We start from the raw sequence: 17250 nt of genomic DNA, 5'->3' as shown, positions 1-17250 counted from the left end.
AGAGTGGATTGGACTTAATCTTCCCCTCCTAATAAGGAATCTCCTTTCTTCTCGATAATCGTAGTTCCTGTAATGTCCATTGTAATATATAGAACTTGTTTATGGGATTCTGTTCTCTTCCTATAAGCCATATCTTTCTCGAATAATAATAATTTCATCATTAACAGTGGCTCTCCTTCTTATTTGGACATTTTGCTATTACTTTATTATATATAGAATTGGACACAATATTAGGATAGAGCTATGAAAAAGCACTCAATTTCCTGGAGAAAATTATTAAATTAATGAAAATATTGTAAAAAAGCAATGTAGTTTTCTTAAAAGTTTGTAAACCAAATATTAAGTTTTTGTAAATTTCTTTTCAAAATACTATGCTATTCGACAACTTTCCTATAAAATATGTAAGGCTTAGTCATAATTTGTTATATATTAATGGAGGTAACCATAATGGTTTTTAAAAAACAAGATAAGTTTGCTGTTATGTTAAAAAATATCGCTTCAAATTTAAAAGAAGGAGCAGACTTTTTTGCTGACTATAAGCTAACAAATGTTAGCGATTTAAAAACTTTTTCTGAAACAATGAAGGAAATTGAAACAAAAGGTGATACATATGTTCATGAAGTTATCACAGAATTAAATAAAGCCTTTATTACGCCGATTGAAAGAGAAGACATTCTAGCTCTTACAATGAGTATGGATGATGTTTTAGATGGTCTTGAGAGTACTTCTGCACTTTTCGAAATGTACAATATCATTAGTGCAGATGAATATATGCTGCGTTTTGTGGAAGAAATCAAAAACTGTGCAGTAGAAATTGATAAAGCAGTAGATTTACTTACAACTAAAAAATTACCTAAAATTAGAGAATATGCAATTAGAATTAAAGATCACGAATCAAAATGTGATGGCATTTTACGACAATCGATTAAAAACCTTTTCTCTGTCGAAAAAGATCCGATTCGTATTATCCAATATAAAGAAGTGTATGAAAATCTTGAGGATATCGCTGATTACTGTCAAAGTGTTGCCAACACACTTGAAAGTATCATTATGAAGAACGCATAAGGAGTCTTTTTCCAATGAATACATTATTAATACTTACAATTTTAATCGTTGTCTTTGCCTTAGCATTTGATTTTATTAATGGCTTTCATGATACAGCCAATTCCATTGCTACTGCAGTATCAACAAAAGCACTAAAACCAAAGCACGCCATTATTATGGCAGCATGTATGAACTTTATTGGTGCGATGACCTTTACTGGTGTGGCAAAGACAATTACAAAAGGAATCGTAGATCCTTTTCAATTAACAAATGGTTCTCTCGTTATCCTTGCAGCATTGATTTCTGCTATCATCTGGAATTTAGTTACTTGGTATTTTGGAATACCGAGTAGTTCTTCCCATGCAATTATTGGATCAATCGCTGGAGCAGCAATTGCTTCTTCTGGTTTCTCCTCCCTTAATTATACTGGGTTTATTAAAATCATTGAGGCATTGATTCTTTCGCCTATCATCGCCTTTATTGTTGGTTTTACTATTTACTCCATTTTTAAATTCTTTTTTAGGGATTTAAATTTAACAAAAACAAATAGACGTTTTCGCTATTTCCAAATATTCACAGCAGCATTGCAGTCTTATACACATGGTACAAATGATGCTCAAAAAGCCATGGGGATTATTACGATGGCTTTATTAGCTAATAATTATGTTTCAACTGGTGAGGTGCCATTTTGGGTACAATTTGCCTGTGCTACTGCAATGGGACTAGGGACTTCTGTAGGTGGCTGGAGAATTATCAAAACCGTTGGTGGAAATATTATGAAAATTCGACCAGTAAATGGGGTAGCAGCTGATTTATCAGGAGCAATGATCATTTTCGGATCGACCTTAATTCACCTTCCAGTTAGTACAACCCATGTTATCTCTTCTTCTATTCTCGGTGTTGGTTCTGCGCATCGCTTAAAAGGAGTTAAATGGGGAACAGCACAACGAATGATTATTACATGGGTTATTACATTGCCAATTTCAGCAAGTATCGCTGCAATTTGTTACTATATCCTGCATTTCTTTTTTTAAGTAAAAAATTATCATATACGGCTTAATAAATGGCCATAAGAAACATCTTCACCTAATTGGGTAAAGATGTTTTTCTTATTTAAAGCGACCCTTTAAAAGTTAAAAAGTGCTGGAAGAGAACTGATATCTAAGAAAAAAAAGCCACTTTTAGTTACTTTAAATAGTTCGTAGCTTTTTGTGTGTATTTTATGATGAGCTTGTGCACATTCTTTGATTGAACACCTTTTTTTCTTGCAGCCGAGCTCTTTCTGGCTTTCATTTCCTTTATGAACACCACTTTTTCTTGCAGCCAAGCAGTTTTTGGCTTTCATTCCCTCTATGAACACCACTTTTTCTTACAGCCGAGCTCTTTCTGGCTTTCATTCCCTCTATGAACACCACTTTTTCTTACAGCCGAGCTCTTTCTGGCTTTCATTCCCTCTATGAACACCTTTTTTCTTGCAGCCGAGCTCTTTCTGGCTTTCATTTCCTTTATGAACACCACTTTTTCTTACAGCCGAGCAGTTTTTGGCTTTCATTCCCTCTATGAACACCACTTTTTCTTGCAGCCGAGCTCTTTCTGGCTTTCATTCCCTTTATAAACACCACTTTTTCTTACAGCCGAGCAGTTTTTGGCTTTCATTCTCTTTATGAACACCACTTTTTCTTACAGCCGAGCAGTTTTTGGCTTTCATTCCCTCTATGAACACCACTTTTTCTTACAGCCGAGCAGTTTTTGACTTTCATTCCCTCTATGAACACCACTTTTTCTTGCAGCCGAGCAGTTTTTGGCTTTCATTCCCTCTATGAACACCACTTTTTCTTGCAGCCGAGCAGTTTTTGGCTTTCATTCCCTCTATGAACACCACTTTTTCTTGCAGCCGAGCAGTTTTTGGCTTTCATTCCCTCTATGAACACCACTTTTTCTTGCAGCCGAGCTCTTTCTGGCTTTCATTCTCTTTATGAACACCGCTTTTCCTTGCAGCAAATAAATGCTCGCAATCTTCTATTACTTAATTTCGCTAAATTACCTGTTTATAGAAATTAATAAGAAAAAGTAGTATCTTCACCTATCTTACTTCTAACTTCCATATCCCAATTACTCGATCAATTTTCATCCTGCTTGTCCGATTAAGTTCTTCTATGTTCGCGTTTTTACACATATGTATAAGATGAGTGGACAAGGAATAGATAGGATGATGTTTAGTGATAGAAAAAATAGCGGCGATAATTGTAGGGAGCTTATTAATAGGCATTGGGGTAAATGGATTTTTAGTCCCACATCATCTGTTAGATGGGGGTATAATTGGAATCGGCCTTATTCTTCACTATCACTACGAGATTCCCACAGGTCTGTCTATGATTCTTTTAAGCATTCCATTATATATTGTGGTGTGGTTTTATAATAGGAAATACTTTATTTATGGCATAATTGGCTTCCTTGCTTCCTCCATCTCTATTGATTTCCTATCTTTTTTACGTGATTTATTTTCACTGAAGCTTGTATTAAGTGCGATTTTGGGTGGAGTGATAATCGGCATAGGGATTGGCGTAATGCTTCGATTTGAGACCAGCACTGGAGGGACTGATCTCCTTGCCCAAGTCCTATCAAAGATCCTTTCTATTCAGGTAGGTTTCATCATTTTTCTAATAGATGGGATCGTTTTAGCCAGCGGCTACAAAATAGTTGGGCCGACAACTTTTTTAGCTTCTTTCTTAACTATTTTCTGTGTGGCTGTGTTTACAACTTTATTATCTAAAAACTCCCCTATAAAGTAAGGAGAGGTAGCTATTACCTCTCCTTCCACTTGCCTTTAAAGCGACTCTTTCACTCTTTATCTTGTTCTGGTACTAATACTTGGCCCACTTTCCCCATCTTTAATAAGGTTTGCATAATGGTTTTAGAAAGTTGGCTAGTTTGATATGGTTTTACGAAATAATCCAGCGCTCCTAATGATAATCCCTTTTCTTTCTCATCTAATGCAGATGATACGATAACCGGAATATTTCTGAGTTTTTCTGATTTTTTGATATGCTTCAAGATGTTCCAACCATCAAAATTTTCATCTTCAAGCATGATATCAAGCACCAATGCATCTGGCGGATTCTTTTCTAGCATTCGAATTGCCTCTTGACCATTTTTATAATACACGACTTGGAAGCCGTTATCTTGCAATTCATGAACGATTAATTCCCCCAAGCTAATATCATCTTCTATGACCATGATCGAGTAAGTTTGCTTATTTTCTTTAGATGCTTCATCTGAAGTCTCCATTTTATGGACAAGGGGAAAAATAAGTATAAACGTACTTCCCTTCCCATAATCTGATTCTACTACCACTTGGCCATCATGGGCATTCATAATTTCTTGAACAATAGAAAGTCCAAGGCCAGTACCACCAATCTTTCTTCGGTCCGTATTATCGACTCGATAAAACTTCGTAAATAATTTATTGATCTCTGCTTCTGGGATTCCTAAGCCTTCATCTTTAAAAGATACTCGCAGCTGATTATTCTCTTTATAGACATTAATCTCTATTGTCCCTCCATCAGGGGAATACTTAATAGCATTACTTAAAAGATTCGTCAGCACTTGTTCAATCTTCGCTTTATCACCAATAATCATGGTTTCCTCTATCAATTGGTTTATTTCGATTCGATGGGAACTAGTATTAATAGATAGCTTTTCCTTGACTCTCTCTACTATTGGCATTAGATCAATGTATTTCTTCTCATAGGTTTGCTTTCCTGCTTCCATTCGTTGAATGTCTAAGAAATCATTTATTAAGGAAGTGAGCCTCTTCGCTTCACCATATATCGTTTGTAAGTATTTCCTCTGCTTATCCACTTTTAACTCTCGATTAATCATTAATTCTGTAAATCCAAGGATGCTTGCTAACGGTGTTCGCAGCTCATGACTTACTGTGCTTACGAACTCAGACTTCATTCTATCCACTTCATATTCTTTTGTTATATCCCTATAAACAAGGATTGTTCCGAACTTAGTGTTTCCTCTAAAAAGTTCCTCCGCATAAATATTAACTACTCGTCCATCTTTCATGAAAGCACTATAAGAATCCGTCTGTTTTTCCTTAATGGATGCTTCTATATACTGGAGCAATCCTTCCTCATCCATAAAATGAGCTGTTAATGGATGCTTCCATTCATCCCATCCACAGCCAGGATAAAATATTGCTTCCTTCGTGTCCCCAATCATTTCTTCAAGCTTTTCATTCACAAATATTATTTCACCTATTCCACATACTACCTGGATACCCTCTTGAATGGTATTTAAGATATCGTAGTTTAATACACGATCATTTTCTGTTTGCTCAAATAATTCAATTTTATCTAAAGAAATACTAATTTGTTTTGCCAACGCAATAAATTCTTCCTTATCAAACACCGAGAAAGGATCACTAAAACGACTCAGCATCATTACCGCAGCAATTTCATCCTCCGAATTATAGACAGGAATATACAGATCATGTGTAAATCCTTTTTCAAGGTGATAGCCTTTTTCAGCCAATACCATTTCTCTTGTAATAATAAATGGGTCTTTCTCCTTTTTTAGTCGATCAAGCACTCCTTGCCATACATAATTTTTAAATTGCTCTGCTCCTTCTTCGACAATTCCGTAGGATGCATATGCTTGATCCTTTAATAGTAAGATAATTCCTCTGTCTGCCTGTAGAATTGCTGCTAGATGGGTAATAATACTCTCTAACACTTCATTTTTATCTAATGAATTCGAAATACTATTAATTAATTTATTTCTTCGCTTTAATGATTCCCTATTTGCTCTAACTGTCTCTAAGACCTCTTCTAATTCTATTTGTTGTGCATGAAGTTCATCCTGCTGTGCAAGTAATTCCTCATTTTGCGCCAATAAGTTTTGTTCTTTATCTTGAACACTTTGATACATTTGATAAAAAGCAACAGAAAGTTTCCCTATCTCATCAGCTCGCTTCGTGTCTACCTTTATCTGTGCATCATTTCCTTTCGCAATTTCATTTGCCGCAACTGATAAATCGGCTAACGGTTTGCCAATTTTGTTAAATCCAGCCCGTCCTATAAAATAAATAACCATCATAATGAAAATAATATAAACAAGAAAACAGATTTGAAAAATGATGATATTTTTATTGAGTTCATTTACCTTATCATTCAGCTCATTTGTCATCGAGTGTAAATAGTTATTTAACGAACCCTTTATATGATTTATTCGATCTGTTCCCCCATCATCTGAGATTTTTACCACTTTGTCGACTTCTCCTTCATCAAAGTAGTTTAGTGCTTTGGGGAGAATATCTTGAAAATAATAAGAATGAAAATTCACTAATTCTTCTACTAACACTGCATCTTCATCTGTTGTAGCAATAGCTTTTAGCCGTTGAATCAGTTTATTAGTCTTAGCATCCATTTTTAAAGCGGATGATCGCATCTCAGGATTATTAAACGCGAAGTATCCTCTTGCTTCTGAAAGAGCAGTTTCTAGCTTATCTTGTAACTCTCTAGTGATGGGTATTTTTTCAAGGATCACTTCTCTTTCTTCTGCATAGCGATTATTCAATTGCTTTTGACTAAGTGCAAGAAAGGCACAGCCAATAAGGAAAAGCAAACTGAAAAAAAACAGTAAAGCTACAAACTGTCTTGATATGCTTTTACCAAAATAATCTTTAATCTTCATTCAATATTTCTCCCACTGTGTCTAATAAAGCAAGCGGACTAAATGGCTTTGCCATAAAGTAATCTGCTCCTGCTCCCTTAATTTCATGTTGCTCACTCGCTTGGCTTTTGGCAGAGAGCATCATAATTTTAAGATGCTCTCTCTCTTTATCTGCTCTTACTTTTTCAATGACTTCTAAGCCTGTAATAATTGGCATCATATAATCAAGGATCAGTAAATCATATTGGTTCTCATGAATTAACTGCAATGCCTCTTCCCCATCTTGCGCTTCATCAACAATATACTCATCTTCCAATGTATCAACTATTAACATTCTTAATACTTCTTCATCTTCTGCTAATAAAATTCTTTTCACCTTTTAATCCCCCAAATTTATTTCTGAAAAGGCATCCTTTAAGAGGTAATATGAAGCCCTTAGGCGTTCATGGTAAGCTGGCATCTCCCATTCCTCCCACGTATACCATTTAGTATCAGCAGCTAGGATTTCATTATATCTATTAAGCTTGGGAAAGGAAGATATTATTTCCTTCTCTCTTTCCATTACTGCTGCGATTTGGATTCCCTTAGCCTGTACACTTTCCTCTAATCCCTTTTGCCACAAATCAGCCATTATCTCCTTCCGGCTTGGATCTTTAATATTCAATAAGGCCCAAGGTATCCGGACTTCAATCGTTTTTTTATCCTTGCTCACGCTTATATCGGTTAAGCTATTAAATTCTTTACTAGCAGGATTTCCATTGCCAAACAGAAGTTGTCCAGTTATATAAGATTGAAATGGTATTTTAGTATCTGGTAGCTCTAATTCCTTATTTAAGGTCAGCCGAATAGGATGAAATACTCCATTATCCTTTTTCTTTGCATAAGCTTCTTCCCTGATCATATGCAAGATAGATCCATAATGATAATGGAAAGAATCATAATAACTATCCACTAATATTTGCGAATTGTGTTCATTCGCTATTTTGACAAGAAAGTCAGCGCCAAATGTTGATTTAATTGTTTCGTTTTTAAGTGAAATCGTTTGTTGGCCTTGCTTCTCAATTGTATTTAACAATAGATAGGTTGTATCTGTTTGTAAGTCTATTGGCTGTTGATAATCAATTCTTAAATTGACCTGCTGTTCATCACTAGTTACATAAATAGATTTTATTCCCTTTTGTGTCATTCTATCTTCATATAAAGGAGAAATGCCGAGTTTTTCCCAGTCCTTTTTCTTTCCATCTATATAAATGGGTGACTCATATTTTCCAGGATCAAAGCTAAGTAAGCCAAAATGCTGTTCATTTGTTTGCAGATTGGACCAATATGGTCTTCTATCAGGATTATCATAATCCATCGTATTCCATGTTCGCTTGAACCATTCATCCTGCCAAGCAAATAGTAGCCCACCTGCATAATTTTCATCGACAATCATTTGAAACATTTCTTTATCGAAATTTCCTTGTTCTTGTTCAGAAAGAAATCCTTGTGTCATTCCATTTACATTCTCATGCGTTTTTCCTCTCGCTGCAGGTACACCAAATTCAGCAATTAGAACTGGCATATCATGCGCTTCTCTTAACTCCTGTAAATAAGCTCCATAATTACTTTGCTTCCCTTGTTTATTTATATAGCTTTTATACGCAGGCTCATAGTTTAAGAAATCTGGATAATACGGATAGACATGGTAGGAAGCAAGGAATCCTGCATGAAAATTCTCTGTTGTCTTTATATGATTGGGATTTACGATAGCCATATCTTCTTTTGGATTCGGCTCATAACGATGTTTAAGCAAGTCCGTTGTTACCCAATTGGTAAAGCTCATTGTATGCTGCCAGTCATATTTATCAACCTCATATTTCACCGTTTCATCCATCTTCTGCGCAAGCCAACTTTCAAAAGGAGAAGCATCTTTTGTTTCAAAGTAAGTGCCATCATAAGAAGCTATGCGTTTATGTTTCTCGTTTGTATTCTTTACTACCTCTGGATCCCATTCGATTCCGATCATAATGCCCAATACATATTTGGATATATCATATGTATACTCACCGGAAGCATGGCCAGGGGCAGCAGCTATAGATGCATTCCCATGAATGATATCTATCATATTCTTCAACTCTCGATCAAAATCATCATCCACTTCCTTCGCGTAAGCATCCTGTTTGTCTAGGAGAGTCTCTTCATTAATCCATGCACCATGAAAAAGATATAAAGGCTCCTCTGCCAACTGATTATACTCATACAATGCTTGATAGAAAGCGGGTGGATGCAAGGTATACACCCTAATTGCATTGGCATGCAAGGCGCCAATATCTTTAAACCAGCGAAAATACTCATCCTTCGTTATCGCCGTTTCTCCTGGAAAACTTCCTGGCTTTGCAATCCCCATATTAACTCCTTTAACAAGGAGATTTGTCCACTTATTATCTTTTAACACTTGAATATACGTATCATCTGTTTTCGTATTTATCTTCAAATGATTCACAGTTGTTATTTCCGCATTCGTACTAGCATGATCTTCGGCATGTAAACCGTTCTTTAAAATCCCTTTCATAATAGGTACATAACTGTTCCAATAAAAGGAGTGGCGATAAGTAATAGAACTTTTCCACATATCTAACCCGACTGTTTTATAAATAGCTGGTACCTCTGCTTCATCTGCATAGTCACCCGCAAAATAATAAGATGTGTATTGTTTATTCTTGTATTGAATGACTGCTGGAAACTGCCTAGGTAAGCCATATTCTGATAAGACTGCTTTCCCTTTTTTATTTACTGGGAGTGTATATGTAGCAAGAATATCAGTTTTATCCTTTGCAGCAACAATATCAAACCAATAACCATAATTCGATATAATAGGTTGATTGAACAAACCCTTTCCTTTATCGGTAGTCGAAAATTGAACCGCTCCGCTATTAAGTTCTTGATCTGACAATACAATGAGATGATCATCGCTATTAATCAAGATTAACCCTGATCCTTTAAATGACCACTTGTCATCATAGATGCGCTCATATCTTTCTTTGACCCATATAGGAATTTCCTCACTTTCCATGTCAGAAAAATATCTGCCAATCCAGCCACTCCATGAAAGTTGGAGAAGATTTGTTATTTTTTCACGAGCTTGATCACTAGTTGGATCTGCAAAGGTATTAAATTCAGCAATCAATGTTTTATTGGTGTTTTGAAGCAAAGCTGACTCTACCCTTTCAACATCTTCTAACGCTAATCCGCCTTCCATATGCTTCGAATTTATTCTGGAAGCATCTTTCTTATCGATTCCATATTGATCTGTCATATATATCACATCATAGGAAGATAAATCTTTTGGCAAATGGGTTAATTGCTTGTGTTTTTCCTTTAGGGGATTAAATCCGACATAATCACGTTGTTTGCTATAAGGAGCATGGTTAGTTTTCACATATTTTTGATTATTCAAGACCCATATCAATCCCGCATGTTCCCGATAGGAGGAATCCGACACTGTTTTATCCATAATTAAGACATTTAATTCCTTTGAATGCTTTAACTGCCAAAGCCAAAAAGGACTTGTTAAAAGTCCTACAACAAAGAGAATAAGTAAAAAGAAAATAATCGATTTATTCCATTTCATTCGGATACTCCTTTACGGCTCATTTCCCCCCAACTCTTATCTCTTCTTATTAATTGCCAAATGCCCTCGCATCGCCAAAAAACAGTTAACGGGCGGTACCAAAAAGATTCTGTCAACGAATAGAAGAACAATGAAATGATATGGGAAACCTTCGGATATTTTCGTAAACTCCATTCTTCTAATAACACTGCTGCCATTGAAAAAATAGAGCCATAAATACAGGAAAGTAATAGAATTAAGATAGCAAATTCTAAATATACGCCTCCAAAAAACAAGGCAATAATCGTATAAACATATCCTAAAAATTCAATGATGGGGCCAAAAAACTCAATTAGCCAGAAGTATGGAAAAGATATGAGCCCGATATTTCCATATTTCGGGTTAAGCGTTAGCTTTCTATGATTCCAAAGACTTTCATATAATCCACGATGCCACCTTCTTCTCTGTCTTCTTAAATATTTTATTTCTTCCGGAACTTCTGTCCAGCAGACTGGGTCTGGCACATAAACAATTTTCTTTTTTTCCTTTGTCTCTTTTAATAAACGATGGATTCGTACAACGAGTTCCATATCTTCGCCGACTGTATTTGTTTGATAGCCTCCAGCCTTTAGGACCCATTTTTTTGAAAAAACACCAAAAGCTCCAGAAATAATTAATAATAAATTATGTCTACTTAATCCAATTCTCCCCATCAAAAAAGCTCTTAAGTATTCGATTATTTGCATAATAACCAAGGGATGGCGAGACAATCCTATCTCGAGGACTTGTCCGTTCTTAATCTTACATCCATTAGCAATGCGTATACTTCCACTTGATGCTATCACTTCTTCATCACTATCCATAATAGGCTTCATTACCTTTAAAAAAGCATCTCTTTCTAAGACTGAATCTCCATCTAATGAACAAATATAAGGAAAATGAGAAAAGTTCAGTCCTGCATTTAAAGCATCTGCTTTTCCGCCATTTTCTTTATCGATTAAATATAATTTTGGCAGCAGCTTTGATTGGTAAATGCCTTTAATAGGCTTTGTCGTAAGTTGTTTCCTGACAACCTTTTCTATATGAACCATCTCATACTGTTCCATCATTTTCTGCAGTGTTTGGTCTATTGATCCATCATTGACAACAATAATTTCGAATTGAGGATAATTAATGCTCAACAAGGACCGTACACTTGGAATGATTCCAGCTTCTTCATTATAAGCTGGAACAATGATAGATACAGGTTTCGTATACCATTCATTTGAAACATCATCAAATGTATCTTCTCTATTTAATTTATATTCCTTTCGAAGCTGAAGCATGGAAATGAAAAGAATAACAGTATAAAACAATATAATGATTATCATATAAACAGCAATAAACGAGGCAAAGATTTGTACAGCAATTGACCACCATTGATAAACCATGCTAATAAACTCCTTTATTTAACCATTCCCTGGCCATATCCTGAGCAAACTTATCCTCTGATTCGTTAATGACTTCTAATAAAATCTCTCTGCCTTTTTTAAAGCTTAGGATGGATTCAGCTGCTTGAGATCGCACCCACCAAGAAGAATCATGAAGAAGCTTTACTAACAAAGGAATATATTTATCGAGGCTACTTCTAGATCCTAATAGTTTGGCAACCATCATTCTTTCCTGCCAAACTTCAGACTCTGCCAAGAGAACGTAATCTTCCATATTTCTCACATAGCCTATTGCAGCTATTGCCTTCAAAGCCCTTAATCTAATCTCTTCCTCATACTTTGCGAAAACATCCTCTAAAAACTGAATGTACTCTACCTTCTTTTTCATGCTTATTACGTCTAAAGTTGCTAATTGTAACGCTTCTCGACAATAATAAAAAGGTTGAATAAGTTTCCTAAAACTCTCAGGCTTTAATCGGAGCAGTATACTACGGTAATTCTTTTCCGTAAGCTCTTCATCCTTATTTATAAGGCTCCAAATGTTATCATATTGAAAGGCTGCTAAAATCCGATAGATTTGGATTTTCTCTTCTTTATGACAATTTCTTTTAGATAATCGACTAATCACCTGGTGTGTCATTTCCTTCATATGAAAATCTTCTATTTTATAAAGTACATTCATCCGTTTACTCCAATATCTAGACTTTATTTCTTTCCGATATTTATCTTTCAAGTAAAAGTCAGCAAGTTCGTGAAGCCGTTCTTCCTCCTGTTCCCCTTCTATTCTCTCAGAAAAATCAGTGAGAACCTGTTCAATTGCCTGCTTGTCTATTCTTGATTGCATTATATCCTTCACTCTTTCCTTCCCCTCCCGAAGATAGGAAAAAATTGGTCCAACCAGCTGCTTTTTTCGCTCATTAATATGGTTATTTTGTCTATTCTCTATTACTTTCCTAATGACTAAATAAGTTAATAAGCATAATAAAGTAGCAAATAAGATGATACTAACAATTTGTAATACTCTTACCTCTTGTTCCAAATTAAATCATCCTCATAATTAACCTTGTTATTCTTGCCTGTAACTCTTTAATACTGAATGGTTTTGTAACATAATCATCTGCACCTAACCGTAATGCTTCCGCAATATCTTGTTCACTTTTTCTGCCAGTCAACATTAAAATATGAGCATTATGCTGATAAGACGTCTTTTTAACAATTTGCAGGAGCTCTAGGCCATCCATTACAGGCATCATTCCATCCAAGATGAGAAAATGCATCCCATTCTCTTGTAATCGCTTGGATTCTAAAAATTGAATCCCATCTTCATATTCTGCGACATTTATGGTAAGGTTATTTATCTCGATGGAATCTAATATATTTTTTAAAATGGAACGAATGAAAGAATCATCATCAACAATCGAAATATTTAATAATTTTTTATTCGCTGCTTCCTTTCTTTTATTGGTGCTTCGAATGCAAGCACGTCCATCTTCCTTGGCTAAATAAAGCGCCTCATCTGCCTTCTCAAGTGCTTTATTTAATGGTATATCATTTGAAATGACTTCAAATACACCAGCAGAAAAGGTCAAAGAAAATTTGCCACCACTTTCTTCGAATTCTATTCCTGAAAAACGCTTCAACATTCTATTTAATACATCGATAACTTCAGATTCCCCCGCTCGTTGAAAAAGAATGACAAACTCTTCTCCACCAAAACGAAAAAGAGTATCTGTAGTTCGAATATTTATTTTCAAGAACTGGGCAAAAGCTTTTAATACCTTATCCCCTGCAACGTGACCATATGTATCATTGACTCGTTTAAAATAATCAATATCTACAATAGCAATCGTACCAGAAGTTTTTGTCCGAACTGTATCACTAATAAAACGAGTATACGAATCCTTTAAAAACTTGCGATTATATACTTCTGTTAATTCATCAATTAATACAGACTGGTCAAAGATTTTCTTTCGCTCGATATGTCTCTCAATTCGAATCAGAAATTCTTCCATATCGAGTGGCTTTTCCATATAATCATCTGCGCCCTTCTTATATGCAGCTATTCTCTTTTCTCTTGAAGTATCAATACTGCATATAACCTTTGGAACAAATGAGTGTTTTGTATGCATCTGAATATCATCTAAGATATCTAAACCAGTTTTAAATGGCAGGTTAATATCAATAATGATACAATCTGGCTGCATTCTGTAAAATTGCTCAATCGCCTTCTCCGCATTAGAATTTGCCATTACCATCCAGCCTTTACGTTCCAGCATTTCCTTTAAAAAAATCAATAAAGAAACATCATCATCAATTAGCTGAATAAGCGGTACGTCAATATCTCTAAAATCAGGAATTTTATTAATCTCTTCGTGAAAATGCTCGTATTCCTCACAAATATCAAGTAACTCGCTTAAAAAGTTCTTTAATTCAGATTGAATCCAGTCTCCTTCTCTCTCTTCCACCTTTGCCATTAACCCTGAAACTAAATGGAATAACAAATCCAAGTCTAATGTACCAGAAGTACCTTTAATCGTATGCAATAACCGATAGACTTCCTCATTTTTTATGGTCTCTGTTGCTTGTTTATTTAATAATTCATTTAACTGTTGTGTCATCCTCGTAATAAATATTGCTTTATATTTATCCAACACTAAATTCCTCCCGCTTCTTTAACCACACCATTTAAGACTGTTTTGATATTTTTCCCGACATATAAAAATTAATCATAAACTTTTCATCCTAATTATTAGGAAAACCAAAAGATTGCACACAAAAAAACAGACCATTAAACTGGTCTGATTGCTACAATAAATATAACATTTCGATAAATGTATATAATTAAATTATATTCTTCTTCATTATGAAATTTTTCTTTTATATTATATAAAAGGAAAAAAGAATATAATAGTGAAACATTTCCTAATTTCTACTTTTATTACTTATTAATTTTCCTTCTTCATTCTGCGATTTTTGCGATCGCAGCTTTCCATTGCTGCCAAAATTGTCCCTCTAAATTGATTTTGTTCCAATGCAGTAATTGCTTCAATTGTCGCTCCACCAGGTGTGCATACTTCATCTTTCAATATTCCTGGATGCTTACCTGTTTCTAAGACCATTTTTGCTGCTCCTAAAACAGATTGTGCAGCTAACTTGTAAGCTTTCTCTCTCGGTATTCCACTGCGAACGCCGCCATCTGCCAATGCTTCAATAAACATATAGACATAGGCTGGAGAAGAACCACTAATCGCTGGAATATAGTCCATTAAGTTTTCTTCCACAACTTCTACTTGCCCAAATGCTGCAAACATTTCTATTATAAAAGCAATTTCTGGCTCTGTAACTCTTTCATTTGCACAAAATACCGTCATCCCTTCGCCGACAAGAGAAGGAGTATTTGGCATGGAGCGGATAACCTTTGCATTTTTTGATAACTGTGATTCTATGTATGCCATCTCTATTCCAGCTGCCACTGTAACAATGATTGTTTCATTCTTCACATAGGAGAGAATTTCTTGTAAGACCTCTCCATATAAATGTGGTTTTACTGCAACAATAAGTACATCTGCGAAGCTTGCTACTTTTTTATTATCTAATGTCGTTTCTATATGAAAGGTTTCCCTTACCATTTGCGCGCTTTCCACAGACTTTGTACTAGCCAAAATATCTTCTCTACTCAAAAAAGAAGACTGCAGCATTCCATTTACCATTGCTTGAGCCATTTTTCCACAGCCAATGAAACCAACTTTTCTTTTTTCCACTCTGATCTTCCTCTCATGTTTGTCCTTTTACTCTTACATAGTATGAGAAGAAAATCAACCAATCCATCTAAGCTATTGAGTGTTTAGAATGATTAGCACATCATTTTCGGACCATTTTTTCTTTTAATACTGCTTAATTTGATCAATTCTGATTGCTTCTTCCATGCATAAATTCCCTTTATCTGCATGAAAAGATATTAAACTAATACCATATTCGATTAAGGAAACAAGAATAATCTCCATTTCCATTCCATCCAGCTTCAAACTACTGTCATTACTGGTTGTTACTTTTTCCTTTACCATTTCTAAAATGAATAGAATTCCTCTGGATGCATTTCGTATACTAAAATCCAATGCTTCTTTTATTAATAAAAGATTTTCCTCGGTTACGTATATTTGCTCCTTCACTTTAAGCCTCCTAATTCACTTGAAATTCTACCCTTATCTCGAACAGTCTTTTACCTTTATATAATCTGGAAGAAAAATCTCATCTGGTGTTTTGGAAAAAATACTAGATATCTGTACTGCTTGCTCATAAGATAATCCTCGTTTACCATTTTCTATTTGCCAATAATAAGACTTTGTAATTCCTAACTTATCAGCCATCATCTGATAGGTATAGCCATATTGCTTTCTTATGATACGCAGCTTATTCCGATGCATTTTTTACACCTCATCTTCCCCATTCTCATTTTTTTCCTTATTAAAATTATACGGTAAACAAGTGGTTTACTTCAATATATAATTCCGAATTTGTTAACAAAAATTCATTATTTACTGTTAGCTAAACGTTAACTTATAATAGAAGTAACGAAATTAGGAGCTGGTTTAGATGAATTTTCCAGAAAGATTGAGACAATTGCGGAAATCTGCCAACATTTCTCAACAAACGCTTGGGAATGCAATGAATGTAACAAAAGTATCTATCTCAGGATACGAAACAGGTAATCGAAAACCTGATACAGATACCTTACAAAAATTAGCAGATTATTTTGATGTAAGCACTGATTACCTCCTAGGTAGATCAGAAGCAAAGGAAACTCGAGCTAGCTATCATAGTAAAGTATCGGATAATAGTATGACGAGTGAAGAAGCAGAGCTGCTAACTCAATTGCAGAAATACCCGACCCTATATAACCATCTTATTAGCAACCCAGAAAAGGCCGTTTCACAGCTATATAGACTCTGGCGTTTCTTAGAGGACGAAAAGCAAAATAAATAAGAGCTTATTAACTTAACAAATTTCTTATAAGAGCGTATAATATACATAATTCTTATAAGAAAGGTTGGTTTTGATGACTAATCTGCTTAAAACAATTCCAGTACCATTAGTCCGAACAAATCAATGGACTATTTTTCTATCTGTATTACTTAGTTTAGTTTTTCAGCAATACTGGATCATGCTAATTCCACTTATCGCAGGACTCTGTGGATTATTATTTCAATGGAATCCTATTATGAAAGCAGCGAGTATCTTTCTAAAAAAACCCATGAAGGAATATCATCAAGAGGATTGGGATCAGCAGCAATTTAACCAGATAATTGCTGTAGTATGCTTGGCAATAGGTTCCCTTTCCTTTTTCTTAGATTGGAATGTTCTTGGCTATATCTTTTCTATTATAGTTGGGCTTTCTTCGATTATTGCCATACTAGGTTTTTGTATTGGTTGCTTTATCAGGTTTCAATGGAAAAAATATCAGTATAAGCGGAGCTTATAATATAAAGGGGATTCAATCAAATT

The 17250-nt window shown here is 35.0% G+C and carries 16 protein-coding genes; 5 read left to right on the top strand and 11 right to left on the bottom strand.

The window, feature by feature from the left end:
* Window positions 1-14 precede the first annotated feature (14 nt).
* Window positions 15-161, bottom strand: a complete 147-nt coding sequence (locus tag NST77_RS01780; RefSeq protein WP_341122690.1) for a hypothetical protein — start codon at window positions 159-161, stop codon at window positions 15-17.
* A gap of 286 nt (window positions 162-447) precedes the next feature.
* On the opposite strand from NST77_RS01780, the gene NST77_RS01775 reads away from it, so the two are divergent.
* Window positions 448-1065: a DUF47 domain-containing protein gene (locus NST77_RS01775; protein ID WP_047942753.1), complete on the top strand. Its 618-nt coding sequence runs from the start codon at window positions 448-450 to the stop codon at window positions 1063-1065.
* Window positions 1066-1079: 14 nt separating this feature from the next.
* Window positions 1080-2078 carry an inorganic phosphate transporter gene (locus NST77_RS01770; protein ID WP_095330175.1) on the top strand — a complete coding sequence of 333 codons (999 nt, stop codon included), beginning with the start codon at window positions 1080-1082 and terminating at the stop codon, window positions 2076-2078.
* 368 nt (window positions 2079-2446) lie between these two features.
* On the opposite strand, the gene NST77_RS01765 is transcribed toward NST77_RS01770, so the two are convergent.
* Entirely contained in the window at window positions 2447-2596 is a 150-nt protein-coding gene (locus NST77_RS01765) for a hypothetical protein (RefSeq protein ID WP_341122689.1), read from the bottom strand.
* Window positions 2597-3263: 667 nt separating this feature from the next.
* Here NST77_RS01765 and NST77_RS01760 point away from each other — a divergent pair.
* On the top strand, window positions 3264-3836 hold the full coding sequence (locus NST77_RS01760) for a YitT family protein (RefSeq protein ID WP_123259060.1): 573 nt from the start codon (window positions 3264-3266) through the stop codon (window positions 3834-3836).
* A gap of 49 nt (window positions 3837-3885) precedes the next feature.
* On the opposite strand, the gene NST77_RS01755 is transcribed toward NST77_RS01760, so the two are convergent.
* The 9 genes from NST77_RS01755 to NST77_RS01715 form a co-directional block, all read right to left on the bottom strand.
* Window positions 3886-6747, bottom strand: coding sequence for an ATP-binding protein (locus NST77_RS01755; protein WP_341122688.1), 2862 nt, complete (start codon window positions 6745-6747; stop codon window positions 3886-3888).
* Window positions 6737-7102, bottom strand: a complete 366-nt coding sequence (locus NST77_RS01750; protein WP_095330180.1) for a response regulator — start codon at window positions 7100-7102, stop codon at window positions 6737-6739. Before NST77_RS01750 ends, NST77_RS01755 begins: the two co-directional genes overlap by 11 nt.
* Before the next feature lie 3 nt (window positions 7103-7105).
* The gene (locus NST77_RS01745) at window positions 7106-10339 is read right to left on the bottom strand and encodes a hypothetical protein (protein ID WP_163186784.1); all 3234 of its coding nucleotides are present in this window, start codon (window positions 10337-10339) and stop codon (window positions 7106-7108) included.
* Window positions 10336-11748: a glycosyltransferase family 2 protein gene (locus NST77_RS01740; RefSeq protein ID WP_095330182.1), complete on the bottom strand. Its 1413-nt coding sequence runs from the start codon at window positions 11746-11748 to the stop codon at window positions 10336-10338. Before NST77_RS01740 ends, NST77_RS01745 begins: the two co-directional genes overlap by 4 nt.
* A 1-nt stretch (window position 11749) precedes the next feature.
* A complete protein-coding gene (locus NST77_RS01735; protein WP_095330183.1) occupies window positions 11750-12787 on the bottom strand; it encodes a HEAT repeat domain-containing protein in 1038 nt (345 codons plus the stop codon).
* 1 nt (window position 12788) lies between these two features.
* On the bottom strand, window positions 12789-14399 hold the full coding sequence (locus NST77_RS01730) for a response regulator (RefSeq protein ID WP_123259213.1): 1611 nt from the start codon (window positions 14397-14399) through the stop codon (window positions 12789-12791).
* A 294-nt stretch (window positions 14400-14693) separates the two neighbouring features.
* Complete coding sequence (gene proC, locus NST77_RS01725; RefSeq protein ID WP_095330185.1) at window positions 14694-15509, bottom strand: pyrroline-5-carboxylate reductase; 816 nt, start codon at window positions 15507-15509, stop codon at window positions 14694-14696.
* 123 nt (window positions 15510-15632) lie between these two features.
* Window positions 15633-15917 (bottom strand): hypothetical protein, encoded by a 285-nt coding sequence (locus tag NST77_RS01720; protein ID WP_341122687.1) that lies wholly within the window; start codon window positions 15915-15917, stop codon window positions 15633-15635.
* 33 nt (window positions 15918-15950) lie between these two features.
* Window positions 15951-16172 (bottom strand): helix-turn-helix transcriptional regulator, encoded by a 222-nt coding sequence (locus NST77_RS01715; RefSeq protein WP_095330187.1) that lies wholly within the window; start codon window positions 16170-16172, stop codon window positions 15951-15953.
* Between the two features lie 169 nt (window positions 16173-16341).
* Between NST77_RS01715 and NST77_RS01710 the strand changes: the two genes are divergently transcribed.
* The gene (locus NST77_RS01710; protein WP_095330188.1) at window positions 16342-16731 is read left to right on the top strand and encodes a helix-turn-helix domain-containing protein; all 390 of its coding nucleotides are present in this window, start codon (window positions 16342-16344) and stop codon (window positions 16729-16731) included.
* A 73-nt stretch (window positions 16732-16804) separates the two neighbouring features.
* Window positions 16805-17227 (top strand): DUF4395 domain-containing protein, encoded by a 423-nt coding sequence (locus tag NST77_RS01705; protein ID WP_095330189.1) that lies wholly within the window; start codon window positions 16805-16807, stop codon window positions 17225-17227.
* Window positions 17228-17250 lie beyond the last annotated feature (23 nt).

Source organism: Niallia sp. FSL W8-0177 (genome assembly GCF_038006285.1).
GTDB classification, from domain to species: Bacteria; Bacillota; Bacilli; order Bacillales; family Cytobacillaceae; genus Niallia; species Niallia circulans_A.
This window is presented reverse-complemented; position numbering and strand designations above follow the sequence as displayed.

Excerpts from the sequence above, each read along its gene's own strand:
- NST77_RS01755 (WP_341122688.1), bottom strand. The coding sequence starts at position 6,747 with ATGAAGATTAAAGATTATTTTGGTAAAAGCATATCAAGACAGTTTGTA.
- NST77_RS01775 (WP_047942753.1), top strand. The coding sequence starts at position 448 with ATGGTTTTTAAAAAACAAGATAAGTTTGCTGTTATGTTAAAAAATATC.
- NST77_RS01740 (WP_095330182.1), bottom strand. The coding sequence starts at position 11,748 with ATGGTTTATCAATGGTGGTCAATTGCTGTACAAATCTTTGCCTCGTTT.
- NST77_RS01770 (WP_095330175.1), top strand. The coding sequence starts at position 1,080 with ATGAATACATTATTAATACTTACAATTTTAATCGTTGTCTTTGCCTTA.
- NST77_RS01780 (WP_341122690.1), bottom strand. The coding sequence starts at position 161 with ATGATGAAATTATTATTATTCGAGAAAGATATGGCTTATAGGAAGAGA.
- NST77_RS01710 (WP_095330188.1), top strand. The coding sequence starts at position 16,342 with ATGAATTTTCCAGAAAGATTGAGACAATTGCGGAAATCTGCCAACATT.
- NST77_RS01745 (WP_163186784.1), bottom strand. The coding sequence starts at position 10,339 with ATGAAATGGAATAAATCGATTATTTTCTTTTTACTTATTCTCTTTGTT.
- NST77_RS01765 (WP_341122689.1), bottom strand. The coding sequence starts at position 2,596 with ATGAAAGCCAAAAACTGCTCGGCTGTAAGAAAAAGTGGTGTTCATAAA.
- NST77_RS01715 (WP_095330187.1), bottom strand. The coding sequence starts at position 16,172 with ATGCATCGGAATAAGCTGCGTATCATAAGAAAGCAATATGGCTATACC.
- NST77_RS01705 (WP_095330189.1), top strand. The coding sequence starts at position 16,805 with ATGACTAATCTGCTTAAAACAATTCCAGTACCATTAGTCCGAACAAAT.